The organism is Rhizobium sp. IY2 (genome assembly GCF_047532935.1).
Classification (GTDB): domain Bacteria; phylum Pseudomonadota; class Alphaproteobacteria; order Rhizobiales; family Rhizobiaceae; genus Rhizobium; species Rhizobium anhuiense.
In genome coordinates, this window is the sequence record NZ_JBLKNU010000001.1 from 436,654 (window position 1) to 454,115 (window position 17,462).

A 17,462-nucleotide genomic window follows, 5' to 3' on the forward strand; every position below is an offset into this window, starting at 1 on the left:
GGTTAATTCACCGCAAGCTTCAGGCCCTCGCGCGGCGTGACGACGGGCGACCAGCCGAGCACGTCGCGGGCATGGGATATGTCGACCTGCAGGGAGCCGCAAAGACGCTGGTAGACGGCGCTCTTTCCCGTCACTCTCGCCCCCATCTGCAACAAGGCGGGAGGGAAGGGAAGCAGCATCGGCTTGACGCCCAAGCCTGCGGCAATTCCTTCGATAAGCCCCGGGGTCGACAGATCTTCCCCATCGCCTGCAAGAAAGGTCTGGCCGGCAGCGTCCGGATGCGTCATGCCCGTGACGATCAGATCGACGAGATTGGGAAGCGCGACCAATGTCCGGCGGTTCTTCAGCGAGGCGAAGGGGAGCGGTATCTTCTTCCGGACAAGTCCGACGAGCAGGGCGAAGTTGCCCCTGGCACCGGGCCCATAGACGAGCGGCGGTCGAATGACGACGATTTCGATGCCTGTTCGGGCGGAGATTTCATGCAGCCCGATTTCGCATTCCAGCTTCGAAATACCATAGGGATCAACCGGCATCGGCGTGTCGTCGTGCCGGAAAGGCCGGTCGTTCTCTTCACCATTGACCTTGATGCTGCTGATGAAGACGAGCCTTTTTACGCCCGCGCGGGCGGCTTGCTCGGCGAGATTCAGCGTGGCGGCAGTGTTGATTTGGCGGAATTCCGTCAGAGGATCGGCCGCGCGGTCATCCATGATGTGAACGCGGGCAGCGAGATGGACAATGACATCGACACCGTCAAGCGCTGCCGTCCAGTCGGTTTCGCTGGTTATCTCGATGGGAAAATGCCGCACATCCGCCGGGAAGCTGGCGGCGGCCGAGCGGGTGGTTACCGCAAGCTCCCATATCCGCTCTTTATGCAGCCTTTCGACGAGGGGGCCACCGACAAAGCCGGCCGCGCCGGTAATGAGGCATCGCATCATCTGTTCCCCGTTTTGCCGTGACTGCTCCGGTTAGCCTGAAGTGCCCACGGTATCAATAAAAAAGCCGCGACGGTGGCCGTCGCGGCTTTTCGTTGATTGGTTATCCGAGGCTCAGACTTCTTCGCGGCCCGACAGCAGGATGCAGACCAGCGAGATCACACCCGAGGCGGCAAGGTAGTAACCGACATAGTTCAGGCTGTAGTGGGTGGCGAGCCAGGTGGCGATATAGGGGGCGAGCGAGGCGCCGAAGATGCCACCGAGGTTGAAGGTCATCGAGGCGCCGGTGTAGCGCACCATGGTCGGGAAGGGCGCTGCAAGAGCCGCGCCGATCGGACCATAGGTGAAGCCCATCAAAGCGAGGCCGATGATCGAGCACAGGAAGGCGCCGGTCAGACCGCTGGTCAGCAGCGTCGCGTAGAAGAAGCCGAAGATTGCGATGGCAATCGTCGTCAGCGACAGAATGATGCGGCGCGAATAGAGGTCTGAAAGCCAGCCGGAAAGCGGGATCGTCAGGCCAAAGAAGACGACGCCGACAAGCTGGACGACCAGGAACTGCTCTCTGGTATAACCGAGCCCGCCCTTTTCCAAAGGTGTCGTGCCCCAGGAGAGCGTGAAGACCGTCATCAGGTAGAACAGCACGAAGGTCGCCACGGCGATGAAGGTACCGAGGATCAGGCTGCGCAGATGGCCGCGGAAGACCACCTCGATCGGCACGGCGACGCGCTCGTGCTTTTCGACGGCTTTGCGGAACTCCGGCGTTTCGGCGATCTTCAGGCGGACATAGAGGCCGACAGCGACAAGGGCGAGGCTGGCGATGAAGGGAATGCGCCATCCGTAGTCGAGGAAATCCTCGTTGCTCATCGTTTCCGCCAGGATGAGGAAAAATCCGGAGGAAAGAATAAAGCCGATCGGCGCGCCGAGTTGCGGGAACATGGCGTACCAGCTGCGCTTGCCGGGAGGAGCGTTTTCGGTGGCGAGCAGAACGGCGCCGCCCCATTCGCCGCCGAGGCCAAGCCCCTGGCCGAAGCGGCAAAGTGCCAGCAGCAAGGGTGCTGCGATGCCGATCGAATCATAGCCCGGCAGCATGCCGATCAGGACGGTCGAAAGCCCCATCGTCATCAGCGCGGCGACGAGCGTTGCTTTGCGGCCGATGCGGTCGCCGAAATGGCCGAAGACCACGGCACCGATGGGGCGGGCGAAGAAGGCTATCGAGAAGGTGACCAGCGACTGCAGCGTTGCGGCGTTCGAATCGCTTGCCGGGAAGAAGAGATGCGGGAAGACGAGGACGGCTGCCGTCGCGTAGACGTAGAAGTCGAAGAATTCGATGGTGGTGCCGACAAGGCTGGCGATGAGAACGCGAGCCGGAGAATTGACTTGCGCGCTGTTCGAGGCAGGTGTCGGCGATGCGGAGATCGCGTCTGTCATTTTCATTCCAATCGGTGTGTCTATGGAACGCCTTGGGAGGCCGGCGGGTCTTAACGCAATTTCAGATCTAAGAAAACGTCTCCTCGCGTCGCAAGCATCGCGTCTCGAACCTGCGGTTTCTCGCTCCTTGCGTGAAGCTTGCTGCGCGCATGCCGGCGCGCTTGACCGGAATCAAATTGTGGCTGAAGCATTATTAACCCTTTGGTTGAAATGGAGGAGGCGCGCATGCAAAAGAGTCTTGTTGCCGAGTTTCTTGGCACATTCTGGCTGGTCTTCGGCGGATGCGGCAGCGCCGTGCTGGCAGCGGCCTTTCCCGAACTGGGGATCGGTTTTGTCGGCGTGGCCTTTGCGTTCGGCCTGACCGTGCTCACCATGGCCTATGCCGTGGGCGGCATTTCGGGCGGTCACTTCAATCCCGCCGTTTCCCTCGGTCTGACGGTCGCCGGCCGGTTTCCCGCCGCGCGCCTGGTTCCCTATATCGTCGTCCAGGTTGTCGGCGCCGTCGCCGCGGCCGCAGTGCTCTATCTTATCGCCAGCGGCAAGGCGGGTTTCGAGCTCGGCGGTTTTGCCGCCAACGGTTATGGCGATCATTCTCCGGGCGGCTATTCAATGCTTTCGGCGCTGCTGATCGAAGTGCTGCTGACCATGTTCTTCCTGATCATCATCCTGGGATCGACCAGCAGCCGGGTGCCTGCCGGCTTCGCGCCAATTGCGATCGGCCTCGGGCTGACGCTGATCCATCTCATTTCCATCCCGGTGACGAACACCTCGGTCAATCCGGCACGTTCCACCGGCCAGGCGCTTTTCGTCGGCGGCTGGGCGCTGCAACAGCTCTGGCTGTTCTGGATTGCGCCGCTTGCGGGTGGTGCGCTCGGCGGACTGGTGTGGAAATTCCTCGACGACGCCGACTGACTGCAAGATATCGAACTATCCCATTGAGCCCGCGTGGTTTTTCCGCGCGGGCTTTTCTCTTTCCGCGGATCGGCGGGCATCCTCGCTCGACATTTCCGAAGAGGTGAAAGTTAAAAAATGAAGGGCGCAGCAAGACGGAGTTAACGAAAGTAAACACTTCATTAACCATAATGATGCTCTAGTGCGTGCAGGTCGGACAAAGGCCTGAAACGGAGCAGACAGCTTCGCGCAAGCGTCGCTTTCGAGAATGGAAGTTATTTTTGGGGGTGTTGATGAGTCGCAAGCATGTCGCTGTCCTGATGGGCGGATTTTCCTCGGAAAGGCCGGTCAGCCTTTCCTCGGGAAAGGCTTGCGCAGAAGCCCTCGAAGCTGAAGGCTTCGACGTGACGACGATCGACGTCGCGCGCGATGTTTCCGAGAAACTCGCCGCGCTGAAGCCCGATGTCGTCTTCAATGCGCTTCATGGCCCGTTCGGCGAGGACGGCACCATCCAGGGCATCCTCGAATATCTGGAAATTCCCTATACGCATTCCGGCGTGCTTGCCTCGGCGCTGGCGATGGACAAGGACAAGGCGAAGCTTGTTGCAGCCGCCGCCGGCATTCCGGTCGCCGAATCGCAGGTGGTCAATCGTTTCGCCTTCCCCGCGACGCACCCGATGAAGCCGCCCTATGTGGTGAAGCCGGTCCGCGAGGGCTCGAGCTTCGGCGTCGTCATCGTCACCGAAGACCAAGCGCATCCGCCGCAGGTCGTCAGCTCCCCCGAGTGGCGTTACGGCGAGGAAGTACTCGTCGAGCGCTATGTCTACGGCCGCGAGCTCACCTGTGGTGTCATGGGCGAAACGCCGCTCGGTGTCACGGAAGTGGTGCCGCAGGGACACAATTTTTATGATTACGACTCCAAGTACGCGGCGGGCGGTTCAAAACACGTCATCCCTGCGAAAATTTCACCGAATATTTACCAAAAAATACAAACATTGGCCCTAAGGGCGCATCAGGCAATCGGTTGTCGCGGCGTCAGTCGGTCCGACTTTCGTTACGACGATCGTTTCTCCGAAGACGGCGAAATTATCTGGCTGGAGGTCAATACCCAGCCAGGCATGACTCCAACTTCGCTCGTGCCCGAAATGGCCGGTCATGCCGGCTATTCCTTTGGTCAGTTTCTCCGGTGGATGGTGGAGGACGCGTCTTGTTTGCGTTGACGGTCAAGAGGTTAGGGCGTCCCAGCCATCATGCCGTGCTTCCGATGATGGAAGCCGAAGAGCGGTTCGTGCTGCCGCGCCCGCTGCGCCGGGTCACGCGCTTCCTGATCAGCCTCTGCAGCGGCCGCATCTACATTCCAGCCCATACCGGCACGGTCTCGGCGCTGGCTTTCCTGGCTGCGACAGGGCTTTACGGCATGTCGCTCGGCGGCCACACCGAAGCCGTCGCCCAGGCGACAACGACGGCGGCAGGCTTTGCGATCGAGGACGTGAAGGTCTCCGGCAATTCGGAGACGTCCGAAATCGAGATCCTGCAGCTGATCGGCCTCGACGGCACGACCTCGCTGGTCGCTCTCGACGTCGATGCCGCCCGCCGGAAGATCGCCCATCTTCCCTGGGTCGAAAATGTCGAGGTTCGCAAGATCTATCCGAAAACGATCGAAGTGAAGCTCAAGGAGCGCCAGGCCTATGCGATCTGGCAGCACGGGCAGGAGCTTTCCCTGATCGAGAAGAACGGCAGCGTCATTGCGCCGCTGCGCGACAACAAGTTTTCGGCGCTACCGCTGGTCGTCGGCCGCGATGCGGAAACGGCGGCGGCATCACTCGACGACGCCTTCTCGAAATGGCCCGACGTGAAGGCCCGCGTGAAGGCCTACGTCTGGATATCCGGCCGTCGCTGGGACCTGCATATGGACAACGGCGTCGTCGTCAAGCTGCCGGAAGACGGTATCGACCAGGCACTGGCGACGCTTTCGACGTTCGACAAGGAGCATCAGCTGCTCGAGCGGGACATCGCTGCGGTCGATCTGAGATTGCCTGACAGAACCGCGATCCAGCTGACGCCGGAAGCGGCGGTTCGCCGGCAGGCGGTTGTGACGGAGCGTACGAAAGAATTGAAGAAGGCGGGGCAGAATATATGAGCTTGTTCGGTTCGTCCCATTTCGGATTGCCGCGCCTGAAGCCGCTTTCGTCGAAGCGGTCGCATATCGTTTCGGTGCTCGACATCGGCTCGACCAAGGTCGTCTGCATGATCGGCCGGCTGACGCCGCGCGAGGAAAGCCAGATCCTGCCGGGCCGCACCCATAATATCGAGATCATCGGCATCGGTCATCAGCGTTCCCGCGGCATCAAGACCGGCGTCATCGCCGATCTCGACGCGCTGGAAGGCGTCATCCGTCTTGCCGTCGACGCGGCCGAGCGCATGGCGGGGCTGACCGTCGAGAGCCTGATCGTCAATCTGACGGCCGGCCGCCTCGGCAGCGATATCTACACCGCGACCATCGATCTCGGCGGTCAGGAAGTCGAACTCAACGATCTGAAGAAGGTGCTGTCGGCCGCCTGCCAGCAGTCGCTGCGTCAGGACCGTTCGGTGCTGCATTCGCTGGCGACCGGCTTCTCGCTCGACGGCGAGCGCGGCATCCGCGATCCGCTGGCGATGTACGGCGACGCGCTCGGTGTCGACATGCATGTCGTCACGGCGGAGCGCTCGGCGCTGAAGAACCTCGAACTCAGCGTCAACCGCGCGCATCTGTCGGTCGAGGGCATCGTTGCGACGCCCTATGCATCCGGCCTTGCGGCTCTCGTCGACGACGAGGTCGAGCTCGGCTGCGCGGCGATCGACATGGGCGGCGGCACGACGACGATCTCGGTTTTTGCCGAAGGCAAGCTCGTTCATACGGATGCCGTTGGCCTTGGCGGCCATCACGTGACCACGGATCTCGCGCGCGGCCTTTCGACCCGCATCGAGGATGCCGAGCGGCTGAAGGTCGTGCATGCCACGGCCCTTTCGAATTCTTCCGACGAGCGAGAGCTGATCTCGATCCCGCCGATCGGCGAGGACGATCGCGACCAGCCGTCGCAGGTGCCGCGGGCGCTGGTTTCGCGCATCGTATCGGCCCGAATCGAGGAGACGATGGAACTGATTCGCGACCGTATCCAGCGCTCCGGCTTCAGTCCGATCGTTGGCAAACGCGTCGTGCTGACGGGCGGGGCGAGCCAGCTGACCGGTCTTGCCGATGTGGCGCGGCGCATCCTTGCCCGCAACGTCCGCATCGGCCGCCCGATGGGCGTCTCGGGGCTGCCGACGGCGGCCAAGGGCCCGGCCTTTTCGACGGCCGTCGGCCTGATGATCTATCCGCAGGTCGCGGACATGGAGACACATGCGTCACAGAGCGGTCTGCTCATGTCGCTTGGGGGAAATAACAGCCGGATAGCCCGCATGGGCCAGTGGCTGAAGGAAAGCTTCTGAAATTGAGTAATTGGCCGGCGTGGCGATGCGGCCAGAGAGAGAAGGAACAGGTACCATGACCATCAAGCTGCAAAAGCCTGACATCACAGAGCTGAAGCCGCGCATCACCGTGTTCGGCGTTGGTGGCGGTGGCGGCAATGCCGTCAACAACATGATCACCGCCGGCCTCCAGGGCGTCGACTTCGTCGTCGCCAACACGGATGCGCAGGCGCTGACGATGACGAAGGCCGAGCGCATCATCCAGCTCGGCGTCAACGTCACCGAAGGCCTCGGCGCCGGCTCGCAGCCGGAAGTCGGCCGCGCGGCTGCCGAGGAGTGCATCGATGAGATCGTCGATCACCTGAACGGCACGCATATGTGCTTCGTCACCGCCGGCATGGGCGGCGGCACCGGCACGGGTGCGGCTCCCGTCGTCGCGCAGGCAGCCCGCAACAAGGGCATCCTGACGGTCGGCGTCGTCACCAAGCCGTTCCATTTCGAAGGCGGGCGCCGCATGCGTCTGGCTGAGATGGGCATTCAGGAACTGCAGAAGTCTGTCGATACGCTGATCGTCATTCCGAACCAGAACCTCTTCCGCATTGCCAACGACAAGACGACCTTTGCCGATGCCTTCGCCATGGCCGACCAGGTTCTCTATTCCGGCGTTGCCTGCATCACCGACCTGATGGTGAAGGAAGGCCTCATCAACCTCGACTTCGCCGACGTCCGCTCGGTGATGCGCGAGATGGGCCGCGCGATGATGGGCACCGGCGAAGCCTCCGGCTCCGGCCGCGCTCTCCAGGCCGCAGAGGCTGCAATCGCCAATCCGCTGCTCGACGAAACCTCGATGAAGGGCGCTCAAGGGCTGCTGATCTCCATCACCGGCGGTCGCGACCTCACCCTCTTCGAAGTCGACGAAGCCGCGACCCGCATCCGCGAGGAAGTCGATCCGGACGCCAACATCATCCTTGGCGCCACCTTCGACGAATCGCTCGAAGGCATCATCCGCGTCTCGGTCGTCGCAACCGGCATCGACCGGGCGATGAACGAAGCCGCCGAGCGCAACCTCCAGCCGGCAGCAAGGCCCGCTATCCGTCCCTCCGCGGCTGTTGCTCCGGCAGCGGCCGCAGTTCAGCCTGCCCCCGTGATGCAGGCACCGAAGGCCATGGATCCGATCGCGCAGACCATCCGCGAAGCCGAGATGGAACGCGAGCTCGAAATTCCGGCCCCGCGTGCTGCCGCACCGCTGCAGCAGCCGGCTCCACAGCAGGAAACCTTCCGTCCGCAGAGCAAGATCTTCGCGCCTGCGCCGGAAGCTCCGGCAATGCGTCCTGCCCCTGTGCAGCAGCAGGCTCCGGCACCCGTCATGAGCCAGCCGGTGATAAGCCAGCCGGTTCAGCAGCAGCCGGTCCGGCAGGAGCCGATCATCCGCCAGGCGCCCGAACCGGTGCGCATGCCGAAGGTCGAGGATTTCCCGCCGGTCGTCCAGGCCGAACTCGACCACCGCACGCAGCCGGCCTCCGCGCATGCGGCGGAAGAGCGCGGTCCGATGGGCCTGCTCAAGCGAATCACCAATTCGCTTGGCCGCCGTGACGACGACGCCGTTGCCGCCGACATGACCGCCGCACCGCCGGCTGCTTCGCAGCAGCGCCGTCCGCTGTCGCCGGAGGCGAGCCTCTATGCACCGCGTCGCGGCAACCTCGACGACCAGGGCCGCGCGGTTCCGCAGGCCCGGATGATGCAGGAAGACGACCAGCTGGAAATCCCGGCATTCCTGCGTCGCCAGTCGAACTGATACCGTGCTTCGGCACCGTTCATGCCCGGGATCAAGGTCCCGGGCATTGCCGTTTTTCTGGCTGCGATTCGCAAGTGATTTCAATTGCGTGACTTCGTAACAAAGCGAAAGAAACAGTGATTTGGATTGGAGCGCCGGCGCACGTAAGTATGGTGCAATGAAACTGCCCTAGGAGACCTTTCGACAGGCTCCTGCTGCAGAATGAACGATGACCGTGCCGATCGGACAGGCCGCCGGTACGGAAGAATAAAAGGCAGAATTTATGGCAATTGGCTTGCTGGGTTTTCAAACGACGGTATCGCGTCCCGTAACGCTTTCGGGCATCGGAGTGCATTCGGGCGCTGATGTCTCGATCACCCTGAACCCGGCCGAATCGGGCACCGGCGTCGTTTTCCAGCGCCTGCATGACAATGGCGACATCACCGAACTCAAGGCCGTCTCCTCGCAGGTCGGCAATACCGACCTCTGCACCGTGCTCGGCTTCTCGCCCGCCCATTCGGTGGCGACGATCGAGCATGTCATGGCCGCCATCTATGCGCTCGGCCTCGACAATGTGGTGATCGAGGTGCAGGGCTCCGAAATGCCGATCATGGATGGCAGCTCGCTGCCCTTCGTCGAGGCAATCGAGCAGGTCGGTCTCGTCTCGCTCGGCGTCAAGCGCCGCTATATCCGTATCACCAAGCCGGTCAGAATCGAGCATGGCGGCTCCTGGAGCGAATTCCGTCCCTATGACGGGACGCGCTTCGAAGTCGAAATCGATTTCGAGTGCCCGCTGATCGGCCGGCAGAAGTGGGCCGGCGACATGAACGCCGCCGTCTTCAAGGCAGAGCTTTCCCGCGCCCGCACCTTCGGTTTCATGCGCGATGTCGAGCGTCTCTGGGCGTCGGGCCACGCACTCGGCTCCTCGCTTGAAAATTCCGTCGTCATCTCGGACGACAACACCGTCATCAACGTCGAAGGGCTGCGTTACGCCAAGGACGAATTCGTTCGCCACAAGACGCTCGATGCCGTCGGCGATCTGTCGCTTGCCGGCGCCCAGTTCATCGGCTGCTACCGTTCCTATCGCGGCGGTCACAAGATGAACGCCAATGCGCTGAAGGCGCTGCTCGCCGACCCCTCCGCCTACGAGGTCGTGGAGACGTCGACGCCGCGCCAGCGCGTCGCTGCCCGCGAATTGATCGCAGTTAGCGCTTCGGAATTCGCTCCCTGGTCGGCATGACCTCCAGCACATTCTCAAGACCAGGCCGCCTCTTTCCCGGAGGCGGTTTTTTTATATCCGCCGCGTCGTCGGCAATAGGCAGATGCATGACTGCCACAGGTCGGGAAGAAGATGAAAAGCCCGGTCATTCTGCGGCGGCTGCCACAAAAATGCGTTAATGCCTTATCATTGCGTTGCTCTTGATGCACATTTGTGGCTAGAAACGCCAGCGAGGCGTGGCTGCCGTGGAGCGAGCGGCGGCAGTGGGGTTCTTTCGAATGGGTTATGCAGGATCTGAAGGTATGATGAAGACAGCGCGTGCTTTGTTCGCATCGCTTCTGGTGCTCAGCGCAGGCGCCGCGATCTCCGGTTGCCAGTCGGACCCTGATATCGACATCACCAAGCTCGGCCTCGAAACCGATCCGCCTGATGTGCTCTATACCCAGGGCCTTGCCAATATGAAGGCCGGCAACATGGCGGAAGCGGCGCGCAAGTTCGACGCGATCGACCGCGAAAACCCATTCTCCGAATGGGCGCGCAAGGCGCTTGTGATGAGCACCTTCGTCAAATACCGCCAGGGCCGCCTGGACGATGCGCTTGCTTCGGGCAACCGCTACATGTCGCAATATCCGAAGTCCCAGGATGCCGCCTATGTGCAGTATCTCATCGGTCTCACCTATTCCAAGCAGATCGTCGACGTGACGCAGGACCAGCGCGCCTCGGCCAAGACGATCGAGGCGATGCAGGCTGTCATCGACAACTATCCGAACTCCGAATATGTCGACGACGCGCAGGCGAAGATCCGCTTCGCGCGCGACCAGCTCGCCGGCAAGGAAATGCAGATCGGCCGCTACTACATGGAGCGGAAGGAATATCTCGCCGCGATCTCACGCTTCCGCATCGTCGTCGAGAAATATCCGAACACCAACCAGATCGAAGAGGCCCTAGCGCGTCTCGTCGAAGCTTATTACGCCATGGGCATCGTCGACGAGGCGCAGACGGCGGCTGCCGTTCTCGGTCACAATTATCCCGACAGCCAGTGGTACGCCGATTCCTACAAGCTGCTGCAGACCGGTGGTGCCGAGCCGCGTGAGAACAAGGGCTCGTGGATCGCTGCGGCAGGCAAGAAACTTCTTCTCGGTTCCTGAGGCCAATGCTGATCCAGCTTTCGATCCGCGATATCGTCCTGATCGAGCGGCTGGATCTTGCCTTCGAGACCGGCCTCTCTGTGCTGACGGGCGAGACCGGGGCGGGCAAATCCATCTTGCTCGACAGCCTGTCGCTGGCGCTCGGCGGGCGCGGCGACGGCGACCTGGTGCGCCATGGCGAGGACAAGGGCCAAGTGACGGCGGTGTTCGACGTCGGCATGGATCACGGCGCCCGCACACTCCTGCGCGAAAACGGCATCGATGACGAGGGCGATCTGATCTTCCGTCGCCAGCAATCGGCGGACGGGCGCACCAAGGCCTATGTCAACGACCAGCCGGTCAGCGTGCAGCTGATGCGCCAGGCCGGTCAGATGCTGGTCGAAATCCACGGTCAGCATGACGATCGCGCTCTTGTGGACACCAATGCCCACCGCACTCTGCTCGATGCCTTCGCCGGCCTCACCGACGAGGTTTCGGAGGTTTCCCGGCTCTATCGCCTGTGGCGCGACAGCGAGCGGACACTGAAGAAGCACCGCGAGAAGGTGGAAAGTGCGGCGCGCGAAGCCGACTATCTGCGCTCTTCCGTCGAGGAACTCGAGAAGCTCTCGCCGCAGGATGGCGAGGAGGAAGAACTCGCCGACCGCCGGCAGAAAATGATGAAGGCCGAACGAATCGCCGGCGATATCGCCGAGGCCTCCGAGTTCCTGAACGGCAATGCCTCGCCGGTGCCTCACATCGCCTCGCTGGTGCGCCGGCTGGAGCGCAAGAGCCATGAGGTGCCGGGATTGCTCGAAGACACGGTGGCGCTGCTCGATGCCGCGCTCGATCAGCTTTCCAACGCGCAGATGGAAGTCGAGGCGGCGCTGCGCAAGACCGAATATGATCCGAAGGAACTGGAGCGGGTAGAGGAGCGGCTTTTTGCGCTCCGGGCCGCCTCGCGCAAATATTCCGTGCCCGTCACCGAGCTGCCTGCGCTTGCCGTCCGCATGATCGCCGACCTTGCCGATCTCGACGCGGGTGAGGAGCGGCTGGCGCGGCTCGAAGCCGAGGTCGGCCTGGCCCGGGAAAATTACGATGCCGCGGCGCGCTCGCTCTCCGACAAGCGCCATCATGGCGGTATCGCCTTGGCTGCGGCTGTCATGGCCGAGCTGCCGGCGCTGAAGCTCGAACGCGCCCGTTTCATGGTCGAGATCACTACTGATGCGCACGAGGCTCTGGCTGAAGGCATCGATGTGGTCGAGTTCCATGTCCAGACCAATCCCGGCACGCGGCCGGGCTCGATCATGAAGGTTGCGTCCGGCGGCGAACTCTCACGTTTCCTGCTGGCGTTGAAGGTGGCGCTCGCCGATCGCGGATCTGCCCCGACGCTGGTCTTCGACGAAATCGACACCGGCGTCGGCGGTGCGGTGGCCGATGCGATCGGCCAGCGGCTGAAGCGGCTGTCGGAGCGGGTGCAGGTGCTGTCGGTCACGCATGCGCCGCAGGTCGCAGCAAGGGCGGCGACGCATCTGTTGATCTCCAAGGGACCATCGGCCGAGGGATCCGAAAAGATCGCTACGCGCGTCGCGACGATGGCGCAGAAGGACCGCACCGAGGAGATCGCCCGCATGCTGGCCGGGGCATCGGTGACCGAAGAGGCGAGGGCGGCGGCAAAGCGGCTGCTGGCCGGCAACGGCTGATCGCAACTGAGCTGTCGGTAAGGCCGACGGCGGTGACGAACATCTCGCTTTGCGCTATCCGTCACATTCCGATCCGCGCCGATCTGTTGCCATGCGCCTTTTCCATTTCAGCGATGATCCCGACATTGCGGTGTTCGAACCGCGCCCGGTTCGCGTACCCTCAATCCGCCCGGCGGGCCGGGAATGGCTGAACGGTCCACTCGTTTGGGCGGTCGATGGCGACCATGACTTCATGTATCTCTTTCCGCGCGACTGCCCGCGGATCCTGATCTGGGCGACACCCAAGACGCCGGAGGCCGAGCGGCGGCACTGGCTCAGGGATTGCCGGGCCGCGGCCTATGTCGAGCGTCACTGGTTGGAAAGGCTCTCGGCGGAGACGATCCATCGCTACGAGCTGCCGGCTGGGGATTTCGAGGATCTGGATGATGCCGGCATGTGGGTGGCCCGCAGACGCATTGTTCCCACCGAGCGCACCGCCATCTCGCGGCTCGACCGGGAGTTTGCGCCGCGCGGCGTGGAGCTCAGGGTGGTCGATAGTCTTGCGCCTTTGAAGAGCCTTTGGGACACGAGCTTGCATGTCAGCGGCATCCGGCTGCGCAATGCGCGGGATTGGGAACAGGATGGGTAGATCGATCTTCGCAGCGCGGCATGCGCGGCCTCTCTTTTCATCCGGCGATTTTGCTCTAAAAACGATCCAGATTTCTGGCCAGATTCCCTGGAGTGTTATTCCATGCCCACCGAAGGTTCCGCCGTCGACACGTTGACGATCGAAGAGGCTGCCGCCGAGCTCGAACGGCTGGCAAAGGAGATCGCGCATCACGATGCGCTCTATCACGGCAAGGACCAGCCGGAGATTTCGGATGCCGATTACGACGCGCTGAAGCGTCGCAATGATGTGCTGGAAGCACGCTTTCCCGAGTTGATCCGCGAAGACAGCCCATCGCGGCATGTCGGTGCAGCGCCCTCCGTGACGTTCTCGCCTGTCGTCCATGCGCGGCCGATGCTGTCGCTCGACAACACCTTCTCGCAGGAGGACGTGCAGGATTTCGTCGCTGGCGTCTATCGCTTCCTCGGCCGTCTGCCGGACCAGTCGATCGCCTTTACCGCCGAGCCGAAGATCGACGGTCTCTCGATGTCGATCCGTTACGAGAACGGCAGGCTGGTGACGGCTGCGACGCGCGGAGACGGGACGACGGGGGAGAACGTCACCGCCAACATCCGGACCATCGCCGAGATCCCCAACGAGCTGCCGAAGGGCGTGCCCGCTGTCGTCGAGATCCGCGGTGAAGTCTATATGGCCAAAAGCGATTTCCTGGCGCTGAACCGGCAGATGGAGGCGGAGGGCAAACAGACCTACGTCAATCCGCGCAACACCGCGGCCGGGTCGCTGCGCCAGCTCGACGCCAAAGTGACGGCGAGCCGCAAGCTGAAATTCTTCGCCTATGCCTGGGGCGAGATGTCGGAGATGCCCGCCGATACACAGTTCGCCATGGTGCAGACCTTCAGAGACTGGGGTTTTCCGGTCAACCCGCTGATGAAGCGGTTGAATTCGGTCGCCGACATCCTGGCGCATTATGACGAGATCGGCCTCGAGCGCCCGGATCTCGACTACGACATCGACGGCGTTGTTTATAAGGTTGACAGTCTCGAACTGCAGCAGCGCCTCGGCTTCCGCTCGCGTTCGCCGCGCTGGGCGACGGCGCATAAGTTTCCGGCCGAACAGGCCTTCACCGAGGTCGAGAAGATCGAGATCCAGGTCGGCCGCACCGGGGCGCTGACGCCGGTGGCGCGGCTGAAGCCGATCACGGTCGGCGGCGTCGTCGTCACCAATGCGACGCTGCACAACGAGGATTACATCAAGGGCATCGGCAATAGCGGCGAGCGCATCCGGCCGGAGGAACACGATATCCGCGAAGGCGATACCGTCATCGTCCAGCGCGCCGGCGACGTCATTCCGCAGATCCTCGATGTGGTGATGGAAAAACGCGCGGCCGACGCCCGGCCCTACGAATTCCCGAAGACATGCCCGGTCTGCGGTTCGCATGCGGTGCGCGAGGTCAACGAGAAGACCGGCAAGATGGATTCGGTGCGCCGCTGCACCGGCGGCTTCATCTGCCGAGCGCAGGCGACGGAGCATCTGAAGCACTTCGTTTCGCGCAACGCTTTCGATATTGAAGGGCTCGGTTCGAAGCAGATCGACTTCTTTTTCGAAAATGAAGATCCGTCGCTGCAGATCCGCATCGCGCCCGATATCTTCACGCTGGAGGAGCGCCAGCAGCAATCGCTGACCAAGCTCGAAAATATCGACGGCTTCGGCAAGGTCAGCGTCGGCAAGCTCTATGCGGCGATCAACGAGCGGCGCAGTATTGCGCTCCGCCGCTTCATCTACGCGCTCGGCATCCGTCATGTCGGCGAGACCACGGCGAAGCTGCTGGCGCGCTCCTATGGCACCTATGCCGCCTTTGAGACGGGGATGCGGGAGGCCGAGACGCTTGCCGGCGACGCCTGGAACGATCTCAATGCCATCGAGGGCATCGGCGAGGTCGTGGCGCGGGCTATCGTCGAATTCTACAAGGAGCCGCGCAATGTCGAGGTGATCACCCGGCTTATCGAGGAGGTGACGCCCGAGGAGGCCGAACAGCCGGTGACGGCGGGCAGCCCGGTCGCCGGCAAGACCGTCGTCTTCACCGGGTCGCTGGAAAAATTCACCCGCGACGAGGCGAAGGCGAGGGCGGAAAGCCTCGGCGCCAAGGTGGCGGGATCGGTCTCCAAGAAGACCGACATCGTCGTTGCCGGCCCCGGCGCCGGCTCCAAGCTCGACAAGGCGCGCGAGCTCGGCGTGCAGACGATGGACGAGGATGAATGGCTGGCGTTGATCAGCGGGTGAAGGGCTGAGGGCAGGCCGCCAGCCTCCCGCTCGCTCATAGCCTGAGCCGTGCCATCGTATAGGCGTCGACATATTGACCGGCGCGATATCCGAAAGCCCTTAGCAGGCCTTCCTGTTCGAAGCCGAATTTGCGGTAGAGACCGATGGCGACATCGTTGTCGGTATAGACGGTCAGTTCCAGCCGTCTGATATCGAGCCAGTCATCGGCAGCGTCGACAAATGCGCCGAGCAGGATCCGTCCGAAGCCGCGGCCGGTGAAGTCGTCATGCACGCCCATGCCGATGCTGGCGACGTGCTGCCTGCGGCCGGAAAGACGGTTGAGGCCGCCACTGCCGACGATCTTGCCATTTTGGGTGACGACGAGGTTGAGCGCGCCCGGTGACGGATTTTCCATGTGCTTACGAACCTCCTCGACTGCCTGGTATGGCGGCCGCAAGGTACCTGCCCGGTAGCCCGGCAGATTTATGAGATCGGTGATCTCCTCGGCATCGGAAAGGCGGACGGCACGCACCAGGACGCCGTCCGGCAGGGGCGCTCGGCCGCGCGATTCATTCTCTTCGTTTTCGGACATTCATGCTCTCCATCGGTTTTACGAGGAGAGCCGGTTTCCGAAAACCCTGCTCGCCTCGGCAGGGTTTCGGGATGATCGGATCGCTGCTAACGCGCCATCGCTCCCGCGTACCCTTCCAGGGTCGTGGTGTGATGAATAAGCGTTGCCATGGTCACGAAGCCGATCATGGCAGGTAGGTTTCGATATGCGGGTTAAAAAGTCAACCATGCGTCGTGCCGAATTTGCGCGGTGGGAAGCGGGGCGGTATTCCTGTGCCTGGAGAAACGATTCGGGTTGCTGCATTGAAAACCATCGCGATTGACTTCGAGACGGCGAACGAACAGCGCGGCAGCGCCTGTTCGGTCGGCCTTGCCTGGATCGAGGATGGCAGGGTGACGCGCGTCGAAGAGCGACTGATCCGGCCGCGAGACATGCGTTTTTCCGGAATGAACATCGCAATTCACGGCATCCGGCCGGAGCATGTCGAGGATGCGCCCGAATTTCCCGAGGTGATGGACGAGTTCCACGAGGATTTTCGCGGCGCCACGATGATCGCGCACAATGCCGCCTTCGATTTCAGTGTCTGGCGAGCGTGCCTCGATCTCTACCGGCAATCCTATCCGGAGCTTACCTATCTCTGCAGCCTGAAGATGGCGCAGCGGATCTGGCCGCACTTCCTCTCGCACCGGCTGAACCTGATCGCCGAGCATCTCGGCCTGCGTTTCGTGCATCACAACGCCGCCGAGGATGCCGCGGTCTGCGCGGCGGCGGCGATCGAAATGGCGAAGGCGGTCAAGGCGAACGCCGTTCACGCCATACCGGCGCTGATCGGCATGAGGCCCGGCCGGCTGACGGCGCGGGCCTACGAGCCCTGCACCTGCCGGAAAGGCTGAGCGTTCTCGCAACGGCGATTTGTCGCAAAGCATGGGTGCATGCTTATCTAGAATCCGGATCATTCAGGGAGCCGCCATGTCCAAGCTGCGCAATCTTCTCCTCGCCGCCTTCTCTTTCTCCGTTCTTTCCGCCGGGGTCGTCTCGGCCGAGGTGGTCGGCAAGGTCGGGGTCGACTGGATCGGCAACGACATCATCGTCGAGGCGGTCTCCGACCCTGAGGTCAAGGGCGTTACCTGCCACGTCACCTATTTCGACCGCAGCCTGATCGACCGGTTCAAGAACGGCAACTGGTTCGAAGACCCGTCCAACAATTCCATCGCCTGCCGGCAGACGGGGCCGATCGAGATCGGCAATATCGACCTGTCCAAGGACGGCAGCGAGGTGTTCCGCCAGGGCATGTCGCTGATCTGGAAAACGCTGGTCGTCAACCGCATCTACGACAAGACCAACGACACGCTGATCTATCTCGCCCATTCGCGCGAACTGACGGACGGTTCGGCGAAGATGTCGATCTCCACCATTCCGCTCTATGGGCAGAATGTTGTGTGGAAGAACGGGAAGCCGTAGGGCGGGAAGGTTCCTGGATTTTTCGTGTTCGTTATTGAAAAGCCCG

At 62.4% G+C, this 17,462-nt stretch carries 15 protein-coding genes; 12 read left to right on the forward strand and 3 right to left on the reverse strand.

The features are described from left to right. Positions 1 to 2 precede the first annotated feature (2 nt). Together ACMUVN_RS02060 and ACMUVN_RS02065 are read right to left on the reverse strand one after the other, a co-directional pair. Complete coding sequence (locus ACMUVN_RS02060) at positions 3 to 932, reverse strand: UDP-glucose 4-epimerase family protein (RefSeq protein WP_097542150.1); 930 nt, start codon at positions 930 to 932, stop codon at positions 3 to 5. A gap of 114 nt (positions 933 to 1,046) precedes the next feature. After that, positions 1,047 to 2,360 carry an MFS transporter gene (locus ACMUVN_RS02065; RefSeq protein WP_414814855.1) on the reverse strand — a complete coding sequence of 438 codons (1,314 nt, stop codon included), beginning with the start codon at positions 2,358 to 2,360 and terminating at the stop codon, positions 1,047 to 1,049. 210 nt (positions 2,361 to 2,570) lie between these two features. Here ACMUVN_RS02065 and aqpZ point away from each other — a divergent pair, with 210 nt between their 5' ends. From aqpZ to ligA, 10 genes are all read left to right on the forward strand, one after another. Further along, the gene (aqpZ, locus tag ACMUVN_RS02070) at positions 2,571 to 3,272 is read left to right on the forward strand and encodes an aquaporin Z (RefSeq protein ID WP_280178063.1); all 702 of its coding nucleotides are present in this window, start codon (positions 2,571 to 2,573) and stop codon (positions 3,270 to 3,272) included. Between the two features lie 272 nt (positions 3,273 to 3,544). After that, complete coding sequence (locus ACMUVN_RS02075; RefSeq protein ID WP_047610935.1) at positions 3,545 to 4,471, forward strand: D-alanine--D-alanine ligase; 927 nt, start codon at positions 3,545 to 3,547, stop codon at positions 4,469 to 4,471. Further along, positions 4,459 to 5,391, forward strand: a complete 933-nt coding sequence (locus ACMUVN_RS02080) for a cell division protein FtsQ/DivIB (protein ID WP_063474594.1) — start codon at positions 4,459 to 4,461, stop codon at positions 5,389 to 5,391. The genes ACMUVN_RS02075 and ACMUVN_RS02080 overlap by 13 nt, the downstream gene beginning before the upstream one ends. Beyond that, a complete protein-coding gene (gene ftsA / locus ACMUVN_RS02085; protein WP_047610931.1) occupies positions 5,388 to 6,719 on the forward strand; it encodes a cell division protein FtsA in 1,332 nt (443 codons plus the stop codon). Before ACMUVN_RS02080 ends, ftsA begins: the two co-directional genes overlap by 4 nt. A gap of 55 nt (positions 6,720 to 6,774) precedes the next feature. Next, positions 6,775 to 8,493, forward strand: coding sequence for a cell division protein FtsZ (gene ftsZ / locus ACMUVN_RS02090; protein WP_047610929.1), 1,719 nt, complete (start codon positions 6,775 to 6,777; stop codon positions 8,491 to 8,493). Positions 8,494 to 8,755: 262 nt separating this feature from the next. After that, positions 8,756 to 9,712 carry a UDP-3-O-acyl-N-acetylglucosamine deacetylase gene (gene lpxC, locus ACMUVN_RS02095; RefSeq protein WP_097542152.1) on the forward strand — a complete coding sequence of 319 codons (957 nt, stop codon included), beginning with the start codon at positions 8,756 to 8,758 and terminating at the stop codon, positions 9,710 to 9,712. Between the two features lie 257 nt (positions 9,713 to 9,969). Then, positions 9,970 to 10,839, forward strand: a complete 870-nt coding sequence (locus ACMUVN_RS02100) for an outer membrane protein assembly factor BamD (RefSeq protein WP_174824440.1) — start codon at positions 9,970 to 9,972, stop codon at positions 10,837 to 10,839. 5 nt (positions 10,840 to 10,844) lie between these two features. Then, entirely contained in the window at positions 10,845 to 12,518 is a 1,674-nt protein-coding gene (gene recN, locus ACMUVN_RS02105; protein ID WP_414814856.1) for a DNA repair protein RecN, read from the forward strand. Positions 12,519 to 12,609: 91 nt separating this feature from the next. Further along, complete coding sequence (locus ACMUVN_RS02110; protein ID WP_414814857.1) at positions 12,610 to 13,146, forward strand: DUF6886 family protein; 537 nt, start codon at positions 12,610 to 12,612, stop codon at positions 13,144 to 13,146. Between the two features lie 102 nt (positions 13,147 to 13,248). Continuing rightward, positions 13,249 to 15,405 carry an NAD-dependent DNA ligase LigA gene (ligA, locus tag ACMUVN_RS02115; protein ID WP_414814858.1) on the forward strand — a complete coding sequence of 719 codons (2,157 nt, stop codon included), beginning with the start codon at positions 13,249 to 13,251 and terminating at the stop codon, positions 15,403 to 15,405. A gap of 34 nt (positions 15,406 to 15,439) precedes the next feature. On the opposite strand, the gene ACMUVN_RS02120 is transcribed toward ligA, so the two are convergent. Continuing rightward, positions 15,440 to 15,976: a GNAT family N-acetyltransferase gene (locus ACMUVN_RS02120; RefSeq protein ID WP_047610919.1), complete on the reverse strand. Its 537-nt coding sequence runs from the start codon at positions 15,974 to 15,976 to the stop codon at positions 15,440 to 15,442. Positions 15,977 to 16,257: 281 nt separating this feature from the next. Here ACMUVN_RS02120 and ACMUVN_RS02125 point away from each other — a divergent pair, with 281 nt between their 5' ends. Both ACMUVN_RS02125 and ACMUVN_RS02130 read left to right on the forward strand, forming a co-directional pair. Next, on the forward strand, positions 16,258 to 16,848 hold the full coding sequence (locus tag ACMUVN_RS02125; RefSeq protein ID WP_047610917.1) for a 3'-5' exonuclease: 591 nt from the start codon (positions 16,258 to 16,260) through the stop codon (positions 16,846 to 16,848). A 76-nt stretch (positions 16,849 to 16,924) separates the two neighbouring features. After that, positions 16,925 to 17,416 (forward strand): CreA family protein, encoded by a 492-nt coding sequence (locus ACMUVN_RS02130; RefSeq protein ID WP_047610915.1) that lies wholly within the window; start codon positions 16,925 to 16,927, stop codon positions 17,414 to 17,416. Positions 17,417 to 17,462 lie beyond the last annotated feature (46 nt).

Coding starts and splice junctions, on each gene's coding strand:
- ACMUVN_RS02060 (WP_097542150.1), bottom strand. CDS start 932: ATGCGATGCCTCATTACCGGCGCGGCCGGCTTTGTCGGTGGCCCCCTC.
- ACMUVN_RS02065 (WP_414814855.1), bottom strand. CDS start 2,360: ATGACAGACGCGATCTCCGCATCGCCGACACCTGCCTCGAACAGCGCG.
- aqpZ (WP_280178063.1), top strand. CDS start 2,571: ATGGAGGAGGCGCGCATGCAAAAGAGTCTTGTTGCCGAGTTTCTTGGC.
- ACMUVN_RS02075 (WP_047610935.1), top strand. CDS start 3,545: ATGAGTCGCAAGCATGTCGCTGTCCTGATGGGCGGATTTTCCTCGGAA.
- ftsA (WP_047610931.1), top strand. CDS start 5,388: ATGAGCTTGTTCGGTTCGTCCCATTTCGGATTGCCGCGCCTGAAGCCG.
- ftsZ (WP_047610929.1), top strand. CDS start 6,775: ATGACCATCAAGCTGCAAAAGCCTGACATCACAGAGCTGAAGCCGCGC.
- lpxC (WP_097542152.1), top strand. CDS start 8,756: ATGGCAATTGGCTTGCTGGGTTTTCAAACGACGGTATCGCGTCCCGTA.
- ACMUVN_RS02100 (WP_174824440.1), top strand. CDS start 9,970: ATGGGTTATGCAGGATCTGAAGGTATGATGAAGACAGCGCGTGCTTTG.
- recN (WP_414814856.1), top strand. CDS start 10,845: ATGCTGATCCAGCTTTCGATCCGCGATATCGTCCTGATCGAGCGGCTG.
- ACMUVN_RS02110 (WP_414814857.1), top strand. CDS start 12,610: ATGCGCCTTTTCCATTTCAGCGATGATCCCGACATTGCGGTGTTCGAA.
- ligA (WP_414814858.1), top strand. CDS start 13,249: ATGCCCACCGAAGGTTCCGCCGTCGACACGTTGACGATCGAAGAGGCT.
- ACMUVN_RS02120 (WP_047610919.1), bottom strand. CDS start 15,976: ATGTCCGAAAACGAAGAGAATGAATCGCGCGGCCGAGCGCCCCTGCCG.
- ACMUVN_RS02130 (WP_047610915.1), top strand. CDS start 16,925: ATGTCCAAGCTGCGCAATCTTCTCCTCGCCGCCTTCTCTTTCTCCGTT.